Source organism: Streptomyces sp. NPDC046870 (assembly GCF_040704595.1).
GTDB classification, from domain to species: Bacteria; Actinomycetota; Actinomycetes; order Streptomycetales; family Streptomycetaceae; genus Streptomyces; species Streptomyces argyrophylli.
This window is the reverse complement of sequence record NZ_JBEYXM010000002.1, coordinates 503,678-523,137: the sequence shown is the minus strand read 5'-3', so window position 1 is coordinate 523,137 and position 19,460 is coordinate 503,678. Positions and strand designations below refer to the sequence as shown.

The window sequence follows — 19,460 nt, the reverse complement described above, 5'->3', positions numbered from 1 at the left end:
GAACGGCGCGGTGTACTGAACCCGTGCGTCCGGTCACCGTTGGGTATCGACGGAGAAGCGCCGCGAAACCGCTGTCGCGCGCACGGGGTGCTCTACGCGCGTAGGAGTTAGAGTGCGGAAATGACGAGCCAGACCGCACCCACCGGGAACGCCCCCACCGCGGACCAGATCCGCCGGGCCCCCAAGGTACTGCTGCACGATCATCTCGACGGCGGGCTCCGCCCGGGCACCGTCGTGGACCTCGCCCGGGAGACCGGGTACACCGACCTGCCCGAGACCGACCCGGACAAACTCGGCATCTGGTTCCAGGAGGCCGCCGACTCCGGCTCGCTGGAACGGTACCTGGAGACCTTCCGGCACACCGTCGGCGTGCTCCAGACCAAGGAGGCCCTGACCCGGGTCGCCCGCGAGTGCGCCGAGGACCTCGCCGAGGACGGGGTCGTCTACGCCGAGGTGCGCTACGCGCCCGAGCAGCACCTGGACCGCGGGCTGTCCCTGGAGGAGGTCGTCGAAGCCGTCAACGAGGGGTTCCGGCAGGGGGAGCGGCTCGCCCGTGAGAACGGCCACCGCATCCGGGTCGGCGCCCTGCTGACCGCCATGCGGCACGCCGCCCGCTCCCTGGAGATCGCCGAACTCGCCAACCGCTACCGGGACTCCGGCGTGGTCGGTTTCGACATCGCCGGCGCCGAGGCCGGCTACCCGCCCACCCGGCACCTGGACGCCTTCGAGTACCTCAAGCGCGAGAACAACCACTTCACCATCCACGCCGGCGAGGCCTTCGGGCTGCCGTCCATCTGGCAGGCGCTCCAGTGGTGCGGAGCCGACCGGCTCGGACACGGGGTGCGGATCATCGACGACATCGAGGTCCGCGAGGACGGCTCGGTGAAGCTGGGCCGGCTCGCCTCCTACGTGCGCGACAAGCGGATCCCGCTGGAACTGTGCCCCAGCTCCAACCTCCAGACCGGGGCCGCGACCTCCTACGCCGAGCATCCCATCGGCCTGCTGCGCCGACTCCACTTCCGGGCCACCGTGAACACCGACAACCGGCTGATGTCGCACACCACGATGAGCCGGGAGTTCGAGCACCTCGTCGAGGCGTTCGGTTACACGCTTGACGATGTCCAGTGGTTCTCCGTCAATGCGATGAAATCAGCGTTCATTCCTTTCGATGAACGACTCGCGATGATCAATGACGTCATCAAGCCCGGATACGCCGAGCTGAAATCCGAATGGCTGTTCCGGCAGACCGCGTCCACCAGCGGTTCTGACGGTTCCGGGGCCTAGCGGACGGGTGGGTGCCGGACCGGAACGCGGGCGCGCTCTCACCGGGCGTCCGCATTTCGGTGTTTGCGGCGGACGGCTGCGGATGTTTACGGTCGTGGACCGCTCAGATCGTTCGTGATCTTCCGTCTCCGCATGCAAGGACGCATTCACCATGAAGCAGTCTGCTGCCAAGACCCTCGGTGTCGCAGCCCTCGGTGCCGCTTTCGCCGCCGCCGGTGCGGGCGTGGCCGACGCGGCCCCGGTCAGCCCCGACGCCGGCCAGACGCTGAACACCGTCACCAAGATGCTGCCGCCCGAGCAGGTCGTCGAGGCGCTGCCGGACAGCGGTGCCGTGAAGACGGTGAAGCCCGTGGCCAAGAGGGGTGTCGCGGCGGCTCTGCCGGCCGTCGGCAAGGGCACGTCCACCGCGCGGCCCGTCGTCGGGAACGTCCTCGCCGACAGGCCGACCAAGCCGGTCGCCGGTCTGCTCGGCGGGCTCCCGGTGCAGGGTCTGCCCACGCACGGCGTGCCGGTCAACGGCATCCCGGTCGGCTGAGCCCGGCTTCCGTCCGACGCGCGCGGGGCGCTCCGGTACGTCCGGACGCGCCCCTGTGGCATGCCCGCGCCCGTGTCCGCGCCGGCGTGCGGGCTCACCAGGCGGTGCGCGCCTTGTCCTCGGACGGGAGCAGCAGCCACAGCGCTATGTAGAGCAGGAACTGCGGGCCCGGCAGCAGGCAGGACACCAGGAAGATCACCCGCATCGTCGTGGCCGAGGTGCCGAAGCGCCGGGCCAGTCCGGCGCAGACTCCGCCGATCACGCGGCCGTGGGTGGGGCGGGAAAGGGCGGTCATGTCGGCTCCTCCGTGGTCGTCGGCTCTCGCGAGCCGGTGGCGGACCCCCGGTCCGGGGCCCCTCAACTGCCTTCAACGGTACGGAGACGAAGGGGACGAAGCATCACTCTAAGGGGCGATACCGACCCTGGGAATCGTCGGGGTACGGCCCTGAGAGAGCTCCTCCTGGACGGAGACCACCGGCTCGGGCGCGCCGTGTTCCCCCGCGTCCCGGCGTCGCAGCCGGGCGCGGGCCGCCGGTACGACGGCCAGGTGCGCCAGGACGACTCCCGTCGTGTTCAGCAGCACCGAGTCGACGTCCACGACCCTGCCCGGCACACCGGTCTGCAACAGGGCGATGCCGAGGGAGAGGAGGACGCCGGCCGCGGCCGTGCGGATCAGGGACGCGACCGGGGAGACGGTGAGCCTGCCGTGCGCCATCGGGAGCAGGACGCCCAGTGGGGCGAGCAGCGCGAGTCCCTCGCCGAGGGGTCTGACCGCCTGGGGCCAGCCCAGCGCCAGGTCGGCCCGGATGCCGGCCAGTGGGCGCAGGTTCGGGGGCATCACCCAGGGGACGTCCAGGGGGCGCAGCATCAGCCAGGCGACGAGGGCGAGATGTGCGACGAGGAGGACACCTCCCGTCACACGGATGCGGATCGCGGCGCTGCCGCCGATGGAGCCTTGACGCTGCACGACCCCGTAGACGCGGGGGCGGCCCCGATCGGTTCCGCCGTGGAAACGTTCCGGCTCGGGACGCTCCCGCGGCACGCCGCTGCCGGGAGCGCCCCGAAGGGGCGCGGGGAACTGCGCGAGCGGCCACAACGGACCCGCAGCCGGACGAGGGACGCCCCCCACGACGTCACCCCGCCGGCCCCCGCCGAAGGCGAACGGCAACCGTGACCCCGCACAAGCCGAGCGCAGCGCTACGCGTTCGGGACCCCGCTCGACGGCGGCTGCGTGGTGCCCGGGTGGTCGCGGACCTCGTCGGTGCAGGCGTAGCGGCGCAGGGGGTCGGGGGCGGGGCCGGCCAGGATGACCGAGCCGTCGTCCTCCGTCGCCGCCGAGTCGGACAGGGTGCACACCAGCTGCGCCAGGGCGTAGGAGGTGAGCCGTGACGGCGCCGTGCCGAGCCTGAGCGTGTCCTCGGGGTCCTTCGGGCCGGGCCCGGCCACCCGGAGACCGCCCGGCACGTACGTCGTGTAGCCCGCGGAGCGCTCCGCGGCGGACGGTGACGTGGCCAGCTGGTCCAGCAGTCCCTGCGCCACGATCACCCGGCGCCGGGCGTCCGGGGTGCCCTCCGGGACCCGCACGGTCCGGTCGACGGCCACCAGGGACGCCCCGCACAGCAGGAACACCCGTACCGGCACCCCGCGCGCGGACTGCGCGGACGCGTCGGGCCCGGCCAGCGAGCACGGCACCCTGGACGGTGCCGGCCCGAAGTCGGTCGGCACCTCCGTCGCCCGGATGCCGCAGCCGGCGAGCAGCACGCCCAGGAGGGGCAGCGCCAGCAGGCGTCGTACGGTCATGACCCCTCCTTTCCCGCGCTGTCGTGGCCGGTCTCGCCGGCCTTGGTGTCCCCGCCGTCCTCCTCGGTCAGTGCCGAGGCGTCCCGAGGCAGCCGGAGTGTGAACACCGCGCCGCCGTCGGGGGAGTTGGCCGCGGTGATCTCGCCGCCGTGGATGTGGGCGTTCTCCAGGGCGATGGACAGGCCGAGCCCGCTGCCCTCCGAGCGCGGCCGGGAGGCGCTCGCCTTGTAGAAGCGGTCGAAGACGTGCGGGAGGACGTCCTCCGGGATGCCGGGCCCGTGGTCGCGGACCCGGATCTCGACCGAGTCGTCCGCCTCCCGGACCGACACCCGCACCGGCGACCCGCCGTGCTTGAGCGCGTTGCCGACCAGGTTGGCGAGGATGACGTCCAGCCGGCGCGGGTCCAGCCGGGCGTGGATGCCGCGCTCGGCGTCCAGCTCGACGGCGTCCAGCCAGGCACGGGCGTCGATGCACGCGGTGATCTGGTCGGCGACGTCGACGTCGTCCAGGACCAGCCGGGCGGTGCCGGCGTCGAAGCGGGTGACCTCCATCAGGTTCTCGACGAGGTCGTTCAGCCGCCGGGTCTCGCTGACCACCAGCCGGACGGCGGGCTCGATCATCGGGTCCATGCTGCCGGTCTCGGCCTCCAGCTCCTCCTCCAGCACCTCCGTGACGGCGGTGATGGCGGTGAGCGGCGTCCGCAGCTCGTGGCTCATGTCGGCCACGAACCGGCGCGAGGCCTCGTCCCGCGCGGCCATCTCGGCGACCCGCTGCTCCAGCGCCTCGGCCGCGTTGTTGAACGTCCGGGACAGGTCGGCGAGTTCGTCGGTCCCGGACACCCGCAGCCGGGTGTCCAGCCGGCCCTCGCCGAGCCGCCGCGCGGCCACGCCCAGCCGGTGCACGGGCTTGAGCACGGTCGTGGCGGCGGCCTGCGCGAGCAGCGCGGCCCCGATCAGCGCGAGCCCGGTGGCGATGCCCAGCGACCAGGCCAGCGAGTTGAGGTCCTTCGCCTCCGGCTCCAGGGACTTCGCCATGTAGCCGGTCGGGCCGCCGCCGATGACGCGCGTACCGGCCACCAGGTAGGGCGTGCCGTGGTCCACGACCCGCTGCCAGTACAGGTGGTACGGCTCCTTGTTGGAGTCCGTCACGCCCTGCCGCCTGGTCACGGCGTCCCGCAGCGAGCGGGGCACGTCCTCCAGCGAGAAGCCGTTGATGCCGCCCGAGTTGCCGTACACGGTCTTGCCGTCGGCGTCCTGGGCGACCAGGAGCACGCTGAAGTGCTGGCTGCTGGCGGCCATCTGGCCGGCCGCGCGCTGCACCTGGTCCTGCGTCGGGTGTTCCGGCAGCGCGCCCGCGCGGTTCTGCATCTCCTGCCGGAAGTCGCGCAGCACGGCGTCCTGGGCGCGGGTGAGCACGGCCTCCCGGTTGAGCCAGTAGGCGATCCCGGACGCCGACACGGCGGCCGTGAGGGCCACCAGCCCGAAGACGACGACCAGGCGCAGCCTGAGGCTGGTGAACCTGAGCCGCGACAGACTTCCCTTGCGCCCCGCGGCCCAGCCGCGCAGCCCCCCTTGCGTACCGGTCACTGAGGGGCGTCCAGGCGGTAGCCGACACCACGGACGGTACGGATGAGCGTCGGCGACGACGGCACGTCCTCCACCTTCGCGCGCAGCCGCTGCACGCACGCGTCGACCAGGCGCGAGTCACCGAGGTAGTCGTGCTCCCACACCAGCCGCAGCAGCTGCTGCCGGGACAGCGCCTGACCGGGCCGGCGGCTCAGCTCCAGCAGCAGCCGCAGCTCGGTCGGGGTCAGCTGGAGGTCCTCGCCGTTCTTCGTGACGGTCATGGCCGACCGGTCGATGACCAGGCTGCCGAAGGTCGCCGAGTCGCTGGACTCGCGCTCCCCGCGCCGCAGCACGGCCCGGATCCGGGCGTCCAGCACCCTGCCCTGCACCGGCTTGACGACATAGTCGTCGGCGCCGGACTCCAGACCGACCACGACGTCGATGTCGTCGCTGCGCGCGGTCAGCAGGATGATCGGCAGCTGGTCCGTGCGCCGGATGCGCCGGCACACCTCGAACCCGTCGATGCCGGGCAGCATCACGTCCAGCACGATGAGGTCCGGCCGCTGCTCGCGCAGCAGCTTCAGACCGTCCTCGCCGCTGGCAGCGGTGGCCACCCGGTGTCCCTGGCGCGTCAGGGAGAGCTCCAGGGCCGTACGGATGGCGTCGTCGTCCTCGATCAGCAACAGGGAAGGCACGGGCTCATTCTGGCCCATGGAGGGGCCGCCGTACGACCTGCCGGGACCAGGTCATCCGCAGCGCCACCGCCTGTGCGCGGTGTGTGACCCGCCTGGGCGGGACCCCTGTGACAGGTCTGTGACAGTCGGCAGACACGGCCATGAAGTCACCCCGGCAGTCTTTTCGGCACGGGCAGGGCCGCCGGCCGGAACCAGCCCGGGCAAGACGGAGTCACCGGAAGTCCACGACGGGGAGCGCGAGATGAACACGCTGCACAGCATCAGCACCAGCGCAGTGGTCACGCGTCTGCACGACGTGCACCGGGGCAACGAGAAGTCCGGTGCCGAGGGGGGTCCCTCCCGCGCGAGCGCGTTCGAGCGTGGGGGAGGGCGGGGATGCGCTCGGGGCACCGGGCGTCAGCACACCGCGTACATGGCGGTGGTTGACACACGGGGGGAGGCTCACGGGGGAGCCGCGTACAGGGAGGAACCGGGGGAGCGCCGTTCGCTGACGGAGGCGGAGTTCACCGCCTACGTCCAGGAGCGCCGCGCCTCCCTGTACGCCACCGCCTACCACCTGACCGGGGACCGCTTCGAGGCCGAGGACCTGCTGCAGAGCGCGCTGTTCTCGACGTACCGGGCCTGGGACCGGATCAGCGACAAGGCCGCGGTCGGCGGATACCTCCGCCGCACCATGACCAACCTGCACATCAGCGCCTGGCGGCGCCGCAAGCTCAACGAGTACCCGACCGAGGAACTGCCGGAGACGCCCTCCGACACGGACGCGATGCGCGGCACCGAACTGCGCGCGGTCCTGTGGCAGGCGCTGGCCCGGCTGCCCGAACTCCAGCGCACCATGCTGGTCCTGCGCTACTACGAGGGCCGCACGGACCCGGAGATCGCGGAGATCCTCGGCATCAGCGTCGGCACGGTGAAGTCCAGCATCTGGCGCTCGCTGCGCCGGCTGCGCGAGGACGAGGTCCTCAGCTTCGGCCGTGACGAGGAGGACGCCTTCGGCGAACTGGTCGCCTGAGGTCCGGGGGGGACGACGGGGGAGACGGGGGAAAGGCCGGGGACCACTGGGGGGTGGGCCCACGGGGGAAACGGGGGAGCAAGGGAACGGGGCTGGTGGGCCGGGGGGCCTGCCGGCCCCGCTCTTGCGTGCGTACGGGGCGGTACGGGTCAGGCCGCCGTCCGCTGCCGTACCTGCCGGCCCGCCACCGCTGCCGCGAGCCGGCCCAGCGCCTCGTCCCGGTCGCAGGGGTGCGCGCCGAGCGACACCTGGCGGGCGACGATCGACCGCTCCGTGCGCATCAGCCGCCACCCGCGGCGCAGCAGGAACGGCACCGACTTGCGGCCCTCCCGCAGATCGCGCAGGAAGCGCCGCCGGAAGGTGGTGACCGGACCACGGGACAGGCACAGCGCGTCCGCGAGCAGCCCCAGTTCCCGGCAGCGCTCGACGATCTCCGCGGCGAAGACGCCCTCCGCGATGAACAGCGGGGTACGGCCGATGTGCAGCGTCTCCTCGCCGGTGCGGGCGCTCAGCGAGAGGTCGTACACCGGCACCGGCGTCGACCCCGTGGCACACAGCCGGGCGATGGCCTCGACGGCGACGTCCGCGTCCCACGACTCCGGGTGGTCCCAGTCGATGTCCGAACTCCCCTCCACCAGGGGCAGAGTCGGATCGTCACCCTCCTTGTAGAAGTCGTCAAGGCGCAGCACGGGGAGCCCGGAACGGGCGGCGACGAGTGACTTGCCCGAGCCCGAGGGGCCGCACAGCAGCACGACACGGGCGGGAGACGGGAGATGAAGGCTCACGGAACACCAGTTTGACGCATGGGGGGCGCCCTGCCGACCCCGCGGGTCGGCTTTTGAGCGTGAGTCTCGCCTCAACTACCCTGAGTGCCGACACCCTTACCCTGCGCACCAGAAGGTGGCACCAGCGATGGCCCGACACACTTTCCCCCGGCACTCCACCGCGCAGCGCGCCCTGATCGTCCTCGCGACCGCCGGAGCGGCCCTGGGCGCGGGGGCGGCGACGGCGTCCGCCGGCTCGGTCCCCGGCGTGGGCCTCCACCACCGTCCCCTGGACCTCGGCAACGTCGACCCCCAGGCGGGCGCGCGCTCCCTGACCGGCATGGTGGAGTACGTGACCGGCCCGGTCGCGGGTCTCAAGCCCAACCCGCTCGCGGGCACGGGCGTGGACCCGCTCGACAACGGCGTGGGCACCCAGGTGGCCGACTTCAAGCCGGTCGGCTCCCAGACGCTGACGCGCCCGCTGGCCCAGGCGCAGTCGGTCGGCAGCGTCCCGGGGGTCGGCCAGGCCCTCGGCGCCCTCGGTCACTGAGAGCGCCCCCGAAGGGGCGCGGGGCGGGGTCCGGCATGCGGCACCGCCGTGCGGGCGCGACCAGCAACGACCAGCCCGCAGTTCGGCGAACGGCGGCGGTTCCCCGCCCGGCCCCTCAGTAGGAGGAGCCCGACGCGCCCAGCGCCCCCGTCGGGTGCCACACGGTCTTGGTCTCCAGGAACGCCGTCATCCGCTCGGTCCCCGGCGTCTCGAAGTAATCCACAGCCTGTGGACGGAGCACCCGCTTCAGGTTGTCGGCCGCCGCGATCTCCAGCTCCTTCGCCAGGTCCTCGTCCGCGCCCGCGAGGTCGATCGCGTTGACGTCCTGATGCGCGGCCAGCGGCGCCGCGATCTCCGCCGTACGGCCGGACAGGACGTTGACGACACCGCCCGGGACGTCGGAGGTGGCCAGCACCTCGCCCAGGGACAGGGCCGGCAGCGGGGCCTTCTCGGAGGCGATCACGATCGCCGTGTTGCCGGTGGCGATCACCGGGGCCACGACCGACACCAGGCCGAGGAAGGACGACTCCTGCGGGGCCAGCACGGCGACTACGCCGGTCGGCTCCGGGGAGGAGAGGTTGAAGTACGGGCCCGCGACCGGGTTGGCGCCGCCGATCACCTGGGCGATCTTGTCGGTCCAGCCCGCGTACCAGACCCAGCGGTCGATCGTCGCCTCCACGACGGACGCCGCCTTCGACTTCGACAGGCCCTCCGCGTCCGCGACCTCCCGGACGAACTGCTCCCTGCGGCCCTCCAGCATCTCCGCGACGCGGTAGAGGACCTGGCCGCGGTTGTAGGCGGTCGCGCCGGACCAGCCGCCGAACGCCTTGCGCGCGGCGGTCACCGCGTCACGGGCGTCCTTGCGGGAGGACAGCGGAGCGTTGGCCAGCCAGTTGCCCTTCGAGTCCTGCACCTCGTACACCCGGCCGCTCTCGGAACGCGGGAACTTCCCGCCGACGTACAGCTTGTAGGTCTTGAACACACTGAGTCGGTCAGACATCGAGGTACGCCTCCAGGCCGTGGCGGCCGCCCTCGCGGCCGAAGCCCGACTCCTTGTAACCGCCGAACGGCGAGGTCGGGTCGAACTTGTTGAACGTGTTGGACCAGACCACACCGGCGCGCAGCTTGTTCGCGACGGCCAGGATGCGCGAGCCCTTCTCGGTCCAGATGCCGGCCGAGAGGCCGTACTGGGTGTTGTTGGCCTTGGCGACGGCCTCGTCGGGCGTACGGAAGGTGAGGACCGACAGCACCGGGCCGAAGATCTCGTCGCGGGCGATGGTGTGCGCCTGGGTGACGTTCGTGAACAGCGTCGGGGCGAACCAGTAACCCGACGAGGGCAGTTCACAGGCCGGCGACCAGCGCTCCGCGCCCTCCGCCTCGCCCTGCTCGGCCAGCGCGGTGATCCGGGCCAGCTGCTCGGCGGAGTTGATCGCGCCGATGTCGGTGTTCTTGTCCAGCGGGTCGCCGAGGCGCAGCGTGGACAAACGGCGCTTGAGGGAGTCCAGCAGCTCGTCCTGGATCGACTCCTGGACCAGCAGGCGGGAGCCCGCGCAGCAGACCTGGCCCTGGTTGAAGAAGATGCCGTTGACGATGCCCTCGACGGCCTGGTCGATCGGCGCGTCGTCGAAGACGATGTTCGCGCCCTTGCCGCCCAGTTCGAGCGTGAGCTTCTTACGGGTGCCGGCGACCGTGCGGGCGATCTCCTTGCCGACGGCCGTGGAGCCGGTGAAGGCCACCTTGTTCACGTCGGGGTGGGCGACCAGCGCGGCGCCCGCGTCGCCGTAGCCCGGGAGGATGTTGACGACACCCCTGGGCAGGCCGGCCTGGCGGCAGACGTCCGCGAAGAACAGGGCGGACAGCGGGGTCGTCTCGGCGGGCTTCAGGACGACCGTGTTGCCGGTCGCGAGGGCCGGGGCGATCTTCCACGCCAGCATCAGCAGCGGGAAGTTCCACGGGATGACCTGGCCGGCCACGCCCAGCGGCCTCGGGTCCGGGCCGAAGCCGGCGTGGCCGAGCTTGTCGGCCCAGCCCGCGTAGTAGAAGAAGTGCGCGGCGACCAGCGGAAGGTCCGCGTCGCGGGTCTCCCTGATCGGCTTGCCGTTGTCCAGCGTCTCCAGGACGGCCAGCTCACGGCTGCGCTCCTGGACGATCCGGGCGATGCGGAACAGGTACTTGGCGCGCTCCGAGCCGGGCAGCGCGGACCACTTCTCGAACGCCTTGCGGGCGGCCCTGACGGCACGGTCGACGTCCTCGGAACCGGCCTGGGCGACCTCGGCGAGGACCTCCTCCGTCGACGGCGAGACCGTCTTGAAGACCTTGCCGTCGGCCGCCTCGGTGAACTCGCCGTCGATGAACAGACCGTACGAGGGCGCGATGTCGACGATCGCGCGGGACTCGGGGGCGGGTGCGTACTCGAATGCCATGGGGGATCAGTCCACCGTCACGTAGTCGGGACCGGAGTAGCGGCCGGTGGCCAGCTTCTGGCGCTGCATCAGCAGGTCGTTCAGGAGCGAGGAGGCGCCGAAGCGGAACCAGTGGTTGTCCAGCCAGTCCTCGCCCGCGGTCTCGTTGACCAGGACCAGGAACTTGATCGCGTCCTTGCTGGTGCGGATGCCGCCGGCCGGCTTCACGCCGACCTGGACGCCGGTCTGGGCCCGGAAGTCGCGGACCGCCTCCAGCATGAGGAGGGTGTTCGCGGGCGTGGCGTTGACGGCGACCTTGCCCGTCGACGTCTTGATGAAGTCGGCGCCGGCCAGCATGCCGAGCCAGGAGGCGCGGCGGATGTTGTCGTACGTCGACAGCTCGCCGGTCTCGAAGATGACCTTCAGCCGGGCGTTCGTCCCGCAGGCCTCCTTCACGGCGACGATCTCGTCGTACACCTTCAGGTACCTGCCGGCGAGGAACGCGCCCCGGTCGATGACCATGTCGATCTCGTCGGCGCCGGCGGCGACGGCCTCACGGACGTCGGCCAGCTTCACGTCGAGCGCGGCACGGCCGGCCGGGAAGGCGGTGGCCACGGAGGCGACCTTGACGCCGGAGCCGGCGACGGCCTCCTTGGCGACGGCCACCATGTCGGGGTAGACGCAGACCGCGGCCGTCGTCGGGGTCGTGCGGTCCGTGGGGTCCGGGTGGACCGCCTTGGCGCCGAGCGCCCGGACCTTGCCCGGGGTGTCCGCGCCTTCCAGCGTCGTCAGGTCGACCATCGAGATGGCGAGGTCGATGGCGTACGCCTTCGCGGTGGTCTTGATGGAACGGGTGCCGAGGGACGCGGCGCGCGCCTCCAGGCCGACCGCGTCGACGCCGGGCAGCCCGTGGAGGAAGCGGCGCAGCGTGCTGTCGGACGCGGTGACGTCACCGAGAGCGTGAGCTGTGGGTGCGGTAGTGGGCATGGTCACCAGACGAGCATATCTACGCGCGTAGCGGCTGTACACCCCCCGGGCCCGACCCCGAGGCCGACATCACGGATGAGCGCCGGTTCACGGGCGCGTGGCCGCCCCGCGTACGGCGTCGTGCAGAATCGGGGCCATGACCACCCCGGACCACCCGTCACCCGCGTCACAGCCGCCGGCGCCCGCCGCCAAGGACCGCGTCTACCGCTCGCCCCTCGCGCTGGCGGGCGGCACGCTGCTGCTCCTGGTCGTCCTCTGGCTGGGCTTCGACGCCCTGTTCAAGGGCCACGGCCGGACCCCGTGGCTGGCGCTGGCCGGGATGATCCTGATCGTGCCGCTGGTCCTCGCCTTCACGCTCCGCCCGGCGGTGTTCGCGGGCGAGGACCGGCTGCGCGTCCGCAACCCGTTCCGGGTGATCACCCTGCCCTGGGGCGAGATCGCCGGCCTGCGCTCCGGGTACTCCAACGAGGTCGTCGCCAAGTCCGGAACCAAGTACCAGCTGTGGGCGGTCCCCGTCTCGCTGCGGGCCCGCAAGAAGGCAGTCCGCCGCCAGCAGCGCGCGGCGGCGGACGCGGCCCGCGGCACCGCCCGGGGCGGCCGGGACGGGACGCTCGCACCGAGCGGCCTCGGCTTCGGCGGGTTCAGCGTGCGCGGCCCGGACGCGGGGCCGGCCCGGGCGGAGACCGACCAGATCATGGCCGACCTGGGCGAGATGCTGGAACGGCGCGGGCAGGCCGAGTCGGCACAGGGCGAGATCACCGTCCGCTGGGCCTACGAGGTGGCCGCGCCCGCGGTCGCCGGAGCGGTACTGCTGGCGATCCTGCTGGCGGTGGGCTGAGGGAGCCCGCGGAGGCTGCCTGTGCGGCCCGCGGAGGCGGGGGGCCACGGCCTGGTCGGGCTGGAGCGGAGCCGCCGGTTTCCCGCTGGGACGGGTGCCTGCGCGGGAGGGGCGGGGCGGTTCGCCGTCGCGGCCCGGGCGGGTGTCGGTGTACGTCGGCTGCGGGCCTCGGACCGGGTTTCCTGTGTGACGTACCGGGACGTGCCTGCGTGGGCGCGGCGCGGGCTGTCCGCCGCTGTGACGCCGGGCGCTGGTGCTCGCGGCGGCACGACGACGGCCCCGCGGGTGCTGTCGTGCGGAGGGACGGCGGCCCTGCGGTCGCTGGCGTGCGGACGGACAGCAGGGCCCCGGATCCTCAGATGCCGGCAGCCGCCGACAGGTCGCGCTTGACGGCCGCCAGCAGCTCCGCCGCGCGGGCGCGGGCGGCCGGCAGGTCGGCGTGTGCCGCGACCGGTACGACGACCTCCAGGTAGCACTTCAGCTTCGGCTCGGTACCGCTGGGACGGACGATGACCCGGGCGCCGTCGAGCGTGTAGCGCAGGCCGTCCGTGGGCGGCAGCTTCTCCGTGCCCCGGCTCAGGTCCTCGGCCCGGACGACGGGCAGCCCGGCGAGACCGGCCGGCGGCTGCTCGCGCAGACGGCGCATCGCGTCCGCGATCAGCGACAGGTCCTGGACGCGCACCGACAGCTGGTCGGTGGCGTGCAGGCCGTGCTCCACGGCCAGGTCGTCGAGCAGGTCGAGGAGGGTACGGCCCTCCTCCTTCAGCGCGGACGCCAGCTCGGTGACCAGCAGCGCGGCGGTGATGCCGTCCTTGTCACGCACGCCGTCCGGGTCCACGCAGTAGCCGAGGGCTTCCTCGTAGCCGTAGCGCAGGCCGTCGACCCGGGCGATCCACTTGAAGCCGGTCAGCGTCTCCTCGTACGGCAGCCCCGCCTTCTGCGCGATCCGGCCGAGCAGGGAGGAGGAGACGATCGACTCGGCGAAGGTGCCCCGGGCGCCACGGCGGACCAGATGGGCGGCGAGCAGGGCGCCGACCTCGTCGCCGCGCAGCATCCGCCAGTCGCCGCCGTCCTTCACGGCCACCGCGCAGCGGTCCGCGTCGGGGTCGTTGGCGATCACCAGGTCCGGGTCGGTGGCGCGGGCCCGCGCGAACGCCAGGTCCATCGCGCCCGGCTCCTCCGGGTTCGGGAAGGCGACCGTCGGGAAGTCCGGGTCCGGGTCGGCCTGCTCGGCGACCAGCACCGGCTCGGGGAAGCCGGCCCGGGCGAACGCGGCCAGCAGGACGTCCCGGCCGACGCCGTGCATCGCCGTGTAGACCGTGCGGGCGGTACGGGGGGAGGCGGGGTCCAGCACGGCGTCCGTACGGGCGAGATAGGCGTCCAGGACCGACTCGTCCAGGGTCTCCCAGCCGCTCTCCGGACGGGGTACGTCGTGCAGGGAGGCGATCGCGGCGATCTCGGCGGCGATCTCCGCGTCGGCGGGCGGGACGATCTGGGAGCCGTCGCCGAGGTAGACCTTGTAGCCGTTGTCCCGGGGCGGGTTGTGGCTGGCGGTGACCTCGACGCCCGCGACCGCGCCGAGGTGCCTTATCGCGAAGGCCAGCACGGGGGTGGGCAGGGGGCGGGGGAGTACGGCCGCACGCAGGCCGGCGCCGGTCATGACGGCGGCGGTGTCCCGGGCGAAGTCGGCGGACTTGTGCCGGGCGTCGTAGCCGATGACGACGAGTCCACCGGGGTGGCCGTTCTTCTTCAGGTACGCGGCGAGTCCGGCGGCGGCGCGGATGACGACACTGCGGTTCATGCGCATCGGGCCGGCGCCCAGCTCGCCGCGCAGGCCGGCGGTGCCGAACTGGAGTGTGCCGGAGAAGCGGTCCGTCAGCTCCTCGACGGCACCGGCGTCGAGCAGCGCGGCCAGTTCGTCGCGGGTCTCCTGGTCCGGGTCCTCGGCGAGCCAGGCCTTGGCCCGGGCGATGAGATCGTCGTGCACCTTGGGATCAACCTCTCCTGTGTTTGCCTCGTCCAACCGGGGGCGCCGCCCCCGGACCCCCACCTGCCGCCGGCGCCCCCTGGGAGCCGGGCGCGGCATGGAAGGGAGCTTGCCGCATCGCGCGCCGCGCACCACGCACGGCCGCGTGCGGTAACCGCGCCCGCTGTGAGCCGCCGGCCGCACGGCGGGCCGCTCCCGGCCGCTCGCGGTACGCGCCTGCCCCGGGCCGCCGGCATCAGTCGCCGGCCGCGCTCCGGAGAGCCGCCCGCCGCGCCACCGCCGGCCGAGCCCAGCGGCTCCGTTCGAAGCCGAGCCCGGTGCTCCGCCCCTGTCCGGAGCCGAGCCCTACGCCCGCCCGAGGGCCAAGCGCGGTGCTCCTTTCAGAGCCAGGGGCGGTGCTCCGCCGAGGGCCGAGCCTGGTGCTCCGCCCGAAGCCGGTCGGCGCTCCGCTCCTGTCCGGAGCCGAACCCCACGCCCGCCGAGGGCCAAGCCCGGTGCTCCGCTCAAGGCCGAGCCCCACGCCCGCCCAGGGCCAAGCCCGGCGCTTCGCCCCAGCCGGCCGGCACACCGCCCCGGCCCGGAGCCAGGCCTGGTGCTCCGCCCAGGGTCGAGCCTGGTGCTCCGCCCGAAGCCGGTCGGCGCTCCGCTCCTGTCCGGAGCCGAACCCCACGCCCGCCGAGAGCCAAGCCCGTGCCCCGCTCAAGGCCGAGCCCCACGCCCGCCCAGGGCCAAGCCCGGCGCTCCGTCCCAGCCGGCCGGCACACCGCCCCCCGCCCGGAGCCAAGCGCGCTGTCCCTCCCGGGGCCAAGCCCCCGACCCCGCCGAGACCCAAGCGCGCTGTCCCTCCCGGGGCCAGGCGCTCCGTGTCACCCCGACGCGGTCGGTGCGGCGGTCCGGTCGGAGTCGGGCGCAGCGTCTCGTCAGATCCTGCCCAGGACCCGCGCCAGCAGTTCGCCCATGCGGGCTGCCGAGTCGCGGCCGGCCTGGAGGACCTCCTCGTGGTTGAGGGGTTCGCCGGTCATGCCCGCGGCCAGGTTGGTGACCAGGGAGATGCCGAGCACCTCGGCGCCGGCCTCGCGGGCGGCGATGGCCTCCAGCACCGTGGACATGCCGACCAGGTCCGCGCCGATGACGCGGGCCATGCGGATCTCGGCCGGGGTCTCGTAGTGCGGGCCGGGGAACTGGGCGTAGACGCCCTCCTCCAGCGTGGGGTCGATCTCCTTGCACAGGGCGCGCAGGCGCGGCGAGTACAGGTCCGTCAGGTCGACGAAGTTCGCGCCGACGATCGGGGACGTCGCCGTCAGGTTGATGTGGTCGCTGATCAGCACCGGCTGGCCGGGCCGCATGCCCTCGCGCAGACCGCCGCAGCCGTTGGTCAGCACGATGGTCTTGCAGCCGGCCGCGACGGCCGTACGGACGCCGTGCGCCACCGCGGCCACGCCGCGTCCCTCGTAGTAGTGGGTGCGGCCCAGGAAGACCAGGGCGCGCTTGTCACCGGAGGAGTACGAGCGGATCTTTCCGCCGTGGCCCTCGACGGCCGGCGGCGGGAAGCCGGGCAGCTCGGTGACCTGGAACTCGGCGTCCGGCGCCCCGAGGGCGTCGACGGCCGGAGCCCAGCCGGAGCCCATCACGAGGGCGACGTCGTGGGTCTCGGCGCCCGTGAGGGCGCGCAGGCGCGCGGCGGCGGCGTCGGCGGCCGCGTAGGGGTCGCCCTGGATGTCGTCCGGAAGAAGAGATGCGTTCACGCCGATGAGGGTAGCCGGTCTTCGCCTACGCGCGTAGATGACAGAGCCCACGGGTTTGCCTTCGTTGTCTTGTCGGTTTCCACAAGCAGCCGTAAAAAGCGGAGCAAAACACGGCACAGAGGGTGCCGGGAGGATCAGCAGGGGCGCTTGCGGAGCTCCATCACGTAGTCGTGCGGAGCCCCCGCCGACTCCGCCGCGTCGGCGATCTCGCCCAGATAGCGCGCCGACGGCAGCCCGCCCTCGTACGCGTTGAGGACGTACGCCCAGGCCGGCTCCTCACCGTCCAGGGTGTGCACGCGCACGCGTACCCGGCGGTAGATGTCGAGGCCCACGCCCTCCCACCGGTCGAGCGACTCCTCGTCCATGGGCGCGATGTCGTAGAGGCCGACGAACACCTCGGCCAGCGGGTCCTCGACGATCGTCGCCAGCGCTCCCTCCCAGCCCAGCTGCTCGCCGCCGAAGGTCAGCCGCCAGCCGTTCAGCCAGCCGGTGGCGCGCAGCGGGGAGTGCGGGGCGCGGCGGGACATCAGGCGCGCGTCGAGGTTGCCGGCGTACGCGGCATAGAGCGACATGGAGAGAGGGTACGGCAGGCACACCACGGGTCCCGGGCGTCCCGGGAGTCACCGGGTGGCGCCCCCGGGCAGTGGCACCTTGAAGCGTGCGGGACAATGGAGTACGTGACTCGGATCGTGATCATCGGTGGCGGACCCGGCGGATACGAAGCGGCGCTGGTGGCCGCTCAGCTCGGCGCGGAGGTGACCGTCGTCGACTGCGACGGTCTGGGCGGAGCGTCGGTGCTGACCGACTGCGTGCCGTCGAAGACCCTTATCGCTACGGCCGAGGTCATGACGACCTTCGACTCGTCGTACGAAGAGCTCGGCATCATCGTCGCGGACGACACCCCGCCGCTGGAGCAGGCGGCCCGGGTGGTCGGCGTGGACCTCGGGAAGGTCAACCGCCGGGTGAAGCGGCTGGCGCTCGCCCAGTCCCACGACATCACCGCCTCCGTCACCCGGGCCGGCGCCCGGGTCATGCGGGGGCGCGGCCGGCTGGACGGCATGCAGGCCCTGGACGGGTCCCGGAAGGTCGTCGTCACCGCCGCCGACGGCACCGAGGAGACGCTCACCGCCGACGCCGTCCTCATCGCCACCGGCGGTCATCCGCGCGAGCTGCCCGACGCCCGGCCCGACGGCGAGCGCATCCTCAACTGGACCCAGGTCTACGACCTCACCGAGCTGCCCGAAGAGCTGATCGTGGTCGGGTCGGGCGTGACCGGTGCCGAGTTCGCCGGCGCGTACCAGGCCCTGGGGTCGAAGGTCACGCTCGTGTCGTCCCGCGACCGCGTGCTGCCGGGAGAGGACCCGGACGCCGCCGCCGTCCTGGAGGACGTCTTCCGGCGCCGCGGCATGAACGTCATGGCCCGCTCCCGCGCGCAGTCCGCCAAGCGGGTCGGTGACCGGGTCGAGGTGACGCTGGCCGACGGCCGGGTCATCACCGGCTCGCACTGCCTGATGGCGGTCGGTGCCATCCCGAACAGCGCGGGCCTCGGCCTGGAGGAGGCCGGGGTCAAGCTGCGCGACTCGGGTCACATCTGGACGGACAAGGTGTCCCGGACGACCGCGCCCGGCGTCTACGCGGCCGGTGACGTGACCGGCGTCTTCGCCCTCGCGTCCGTCGCCGCCATGCAGGGGCGCATCGCCATGTACCACTTCCTCGGCGACGCGGTGGCCCCGCTGAACCTGAAGACCGTCTCGTCCAACGTCTTCACCGACCCCGAGATCGCCACCGTCGGTTACAGCCAGGCGGACGTGGACGCGGGGAAGATCGACGCGAAGGTCGTCAAGCTGCCGCTGCTGCGCAACCCGCGCGCCAAGATGCAGGGCATCCGGGACGGCTTCGTGAAGATCTTCTGCCGGCCGGGCACGGGCATCGTGGTCGGCGGGGTGGTCGTGGCGCCGCGCGCCTCGGAACTGATCCACCCCATCTCGATCGCCGTCGACAACAATCTGACGGTCGAACAGATCGCGAACGCGTTCACGGTGTACCCCTCCCTTTCGGGGTCGATCGCGGAGGTCGCGCGGCAGCTGCACACCCGTAAGGCGAGCGCGGAGGCCTGACGGCCGCCGCCGACTTCCCCCTGGTCACGGGGTGTTGTGGCGTGTGCGGCCGGCATAGTCGGGGCGGGCGGGTTCTATACCACTTCCCGCCCTGTCATGCGAACAACTTCTGCTATTCGGCGCAAACTGCTGAAAGCAGACGGTCGCTGGGGTTACTGTCAGTTTCGTGTTCGCTGCTGAACGTCGCCAATTGATCCTAGAAATGGTGCGAGCGAACGGTGCCGTGTCGCTCCGTGAGCTCGCCCGCGTCGTCCAGACCTCCGAAGTGACCGTACGGCGGGACGTGCGGGCACTGGAGGCAGAAGGACTCCTCGACCGCCGGCACGGCGGTGCGGTACTGCCGGGCGGGTTCACGCGAGAATCCGGCTTTCCGCAGAAATCCCATCTCGCGACCGCCGAGAAGACGGCCATCGCCGACCTCGCCGCGGGCCTCGTCGACGAGGGCGAGGCGATCGTGGTCGGGGCCGGTACGACCACGCAGGAGCTGGCCCGCCGGCTCGCGCGTGTGCCGGGCCTGACGGTCGTCACCAACTCCCTCCTGGTGGCGCAGGCGCTGGCCCATGCCAACCGGGTGGAGGTCGTGATGACCGGAGGCACCCTGCGCGGCTCCAACTACGCCCTCGTCGGCTCCGGCGCGGAGCAGTCCCTCCAGGGCCTGCGCGTGTCGAAGGCCTTCCTGTCCGGAAGCGGCCTGACGGCCGAGCGCGGCCTGTCCACCTCCAACATGCTCTCGGCCTCCGTCGACCGGGCCCTCGTCCAGGCCGCGGCGGAGGTCGTGGTCCTCGCCGACCACACCAAGCTCGGCACGGACACCATGTTCCAGACCGTGCCCACGGACCTCATCACCCGGCTGGTCACCGACGAGCCCCCGGCCCACGACGACCGCGCCGCCACGGAGTTGCAGGCGCTCGCGGACCAGGGCGTGCAGATCGCCGTCGCCGGGGCGAGTGGGAACCCGGGGGGTGAACAGGTCCCGGCGACCCGCCGAGCCCCACTGCCGGGGCCGCGCCGGGGGCACGTGGCGCTCCGCTCGGGGGCCGGGCTGGGGGAGTCGGCCGCGGCCGAGCGGGGACGCGTCGCCGATCTGCGAAGGCGCTGAGAACACCCGGGCGCCCGTCCGGGCACGGGGCGTCGGGCCGCTGCGGGTCCGCGACGGTCGTGCGCGCCCACACGGCGGCC

19 protein-coding genes are annotated in these 19,460 nt (G+C 72.7%); 7 read left to right on the top strand and 12 right to left on the bottom strand.

What is annotated here, in order from left to right; translation table 11 throughout:
• Positions 1-120 precede the first annotated feature (120 nt).
• Complete coding sequence (locus AB0946_RS06825) at positions 121-1,284, top strand: adenosine deaminase (protein WP_366759528.1); 1,164 nt, start codon at positions 121-123, stop codon at positions 1,282-1,284.
• A 151-nt stretch (positions 1,285-1,435) separates the two neighbouring features.
• Positions 1,436-1,819: an ATP-binding protein gene (locus AB0946_RS06820; RefSeq protein WP_366759527.1), complete on the top strand. Its 384-nt coding sequence runs from the start codon at positions 1,436-1,438 to the stop codon at positions 1,817-1,819.
• Between the two features lie 94 nt (positions 1,820-1,913).
• Here the strand turns inward: AB0946_RS06820 and AB0946_RS06815 are convergent, their stop codons facing one another.
• The 5 genes from AB0946_RS06815 to afsQ1 form a co-directional block, all read right to left on the bottom strand.
• Positions 1,914-2,114 (bottom strand): PspC domain-containing protein, encoded by a 201-nt coding sequence (locus AB0946_RS06815; RefSeq protein ID WP_014674578.1) that lies wholly within the window; start codon positions 2,112-2,114, stop codon positions 1,914-1,916.
• 108 nt (positions 2,115-2,222) lie between these two features.
• On the bottom strand, positions 2,223-2,786 hold the full coding sequence (locus AB0946_RS06810) for a VanZ family protein (protein WP_366759526.1): 564 nt from the start codon (positions 2,784-2,786) through the stop codon (positions 2,223-2,225).
• Between the two features lie 230 nt (positions 2,787-3,016).
• Positions 3,017-3,619: a hypothetical protein gene (locus tag AB0946_RS06805; RefSeq protein WP_366759525.1), complete on the bottom strand. Its 603-nt coding sequence runs from the start codon at positions 3,617-3,619 to the stop codon at positions 3,017-3,019.
• Complete coding sequence (locus AB0946_RS06800; protein ID WP_366759524.1) at positions 3,616-5,205, bottom strand: HAMP domain-containing sensor histidine kinase; 1,590 nt, start codon at positions 5,203-5,205, stop codon at positions 3,616-3,618. The genes AB0946_RS06805 and AB0946_RS06800 overlap by 4 nt, the downstream gene beginning before the upstream one ends.
• On the bottom strand, positions 5,202-5,879 hold the full coding sequence (gene afsQ1 / locus AB0946_RS06795; protein ID WP_031024517.1) for a two-component system response regulator AfsQ1: 678 nt from the start codon (positions 5,877-5,879) through the stop codon (positions 5,202-5,204). Before afsQ1 ends, AB0946_RS06800 begins: the two co-directional genes overlap by 4 nt.
• A gap of 241 nt (positions 5,880-6,120) precedes the next feature.
• On the opposite strand from afsQ1, the gene AB0946_RS06790 reads away from it, so the two are divergent.
• Entirely contained in the window at positions 6,121-6,891 is a 771-nt protein-coding gene (locus AB0946_RS06790; RefSeq protein ID WP_366759523.1) for a SigE family RNA polymerase sigma factor, read from the top strand.
• A 149-nt stretch (positions 6,892-7,040) separates the two neighbouring features.
• Here the strand turns inward: AB0946_RS06790 and AB0946_RS06785 are convergent, their stop codons facing one another.
• On the bottom strand, positions 7,041-7,643 hold the full coding sequence (locus AB0946_RS06785; RefSeq protein ID WP_366759818.1) for a uridine kinase: 603 nt from the start codon (positions 7,641-7,643) through the stop codon (positions 7,041-7,043).
• A gap of 160 nt (positions 7,644-7,803) precedes the next feature.
• Here AB0946_RS06785 and AB0946_RS06780 point away from each other — a divergent pair, with 160 nt between their 5' ends.
• Positions 7,804-8,205, top strand: a complete 402-nt coding sequence (locus AB0946_RS06780; protein WP_366759522.1) for a hypothetical protein — start codon at positions 7,804-7,806, stop codon at positions 8,203-8,205.
• 115 nt (positions 8,206-8,320) lie between these two features.
• Here the strand turns inward: AB0946_RS06780 and AB0946_RS06775 are convergent, their stop codons facing one another.
• Genes AB0946_RS06775 through deoC form a run of 3 tightly spaced genes read right to left on the bottom strand, consistent with a single transcriptional unit; the run spans position 8,321 to position 11,594 of the window.
• Positions 8,321-9,205: an aldehyde dehydrogenase family protein gene (locus AB0946_RS06775; RefSeq protein ID WP_366759521.1), complete on the bottom strand. Its 885-nt coding sequence runs from the start codon at positions 9,203-9,205 to the stop codon at positions 8,321-8,323.
• Positions 9,198-10,628 (bottom strand): aldehyde dehydrogenase family protein, encoded by a 1,431-nt coding sequence (locus AB0946_RS06770; RefSeq protein ID WP_366759520.1) that lies wholly within the window; start codon positions 10,626-10,628, stop codon positions 9,198-9,200. Before AB0946_RS06770 ends, AB0946_RS06775 begins: the two co-directional genes overlap by 8 nt.
• A gap of 6 nt (positions 10,629-10,634) precedes the next feature.
• Positions 10,635-11,594 (bottom strand): deoxyribose-phosphate aldolase, encoded by a 960-nt coding sequence (deoC, locus tag AB0946_RS06765; protein ID WP_366759817.1) that lies wholly within the window; start codon positions 11,592-11,594, stop codon positions 10,635-10,637.
• A 136-nt stretch (positions 11,595-11,730) separates the two neighbouring features.
• On the opposite strand from deoC, the gene AB0946_RS06760 reads away from it, so the two are divergent.
• Positions 11,731-12,432 (top strand): PH domain-containing protein, encoded by a 702-nt coding sequence (locus tag AB0946_RS06760; protein WP_366759519.1) that lies wholly within the window; start codon positions 11,731-11,733, stop codon positions 12,430-12,432.
• A 355-nt stretch (positions 12,433-12,787) separates the two neighbouring features.
• Here AB0946_RS06760 and AB0946_RS06755 read toward each other — a convergent pair whose 3' ends face one another.
• From AB0946_RS06755 to AB0946_RS06745, 3 genes are all read right to left on the bottom strand, one after another.
• The gene (locus AB0946_RS06755) at positions 12,788-14,419 is read right to left on the bottom strand and encodes a phospho-sugar mutase (protein ID WP_366759518.1); all 1,632 of its coding nucleotides are present in this window, start codon (positions 14,417-14,419) and stop codon (positions 12,788-12,790) included.
• 920 nt (positions 14,420-15,339) lie between these two features.
• Complete coding sequence (locus AB0946_RS06750) at positions 15,340-16,164, bottom strand: purine-nucleoside phosphorylase (protein ID WP_171153358.1); 825 nt, start codon at positions 16,162-16,164, stop codon at positions 15,340-15,342.
• A gap of 134 nt (positions 16,165-16,298) precedes the next feature.
• Positions 16,299-16,736 carry a gamma-glutamylcyclotransferase gene (locus AB0946_RS06745; protein ID WP_014674593.1) on the bottom strand — a complete coding sequence of 146 codons (438 nt, stop codon included), beginning with the start codon at positions 16,734-16,736 and terminating at the stop codon, positions 16,299-16,301.
• A gap of 96 nt (positions 16,737-16,832) precedes the next feature.
• On the opposite strand from AB0946_RS06745, the gene AB0946_RS06740 reads away from it, so the two are divergent.
• Entirely contained in the window at positions 16,833-18,281 is a 1,449-nt protein-coding gene (locus tag AB0946_RS06740; RefSeq protein ID WP_366759517.1) for an NAD(P)H-quinone dehydrogenase, read from the top strand.
• Between the two features lie 190 nt (positions 18,282-18,471).
• Positions 18,472-19,380: a DeoR/GlpR family DNA-binding transcription regulator gene (locus AB0946_RS06735; RefSeq protein ID WP_366759516.1), complete on the top strand. Its 909-nt coding sequence runs from the start codon at positions 18,472-18,474 to the stop codon at positions 19,378-19,380.
• Positions 19,381-19,460: the final 80 nt, after the last annotated feature.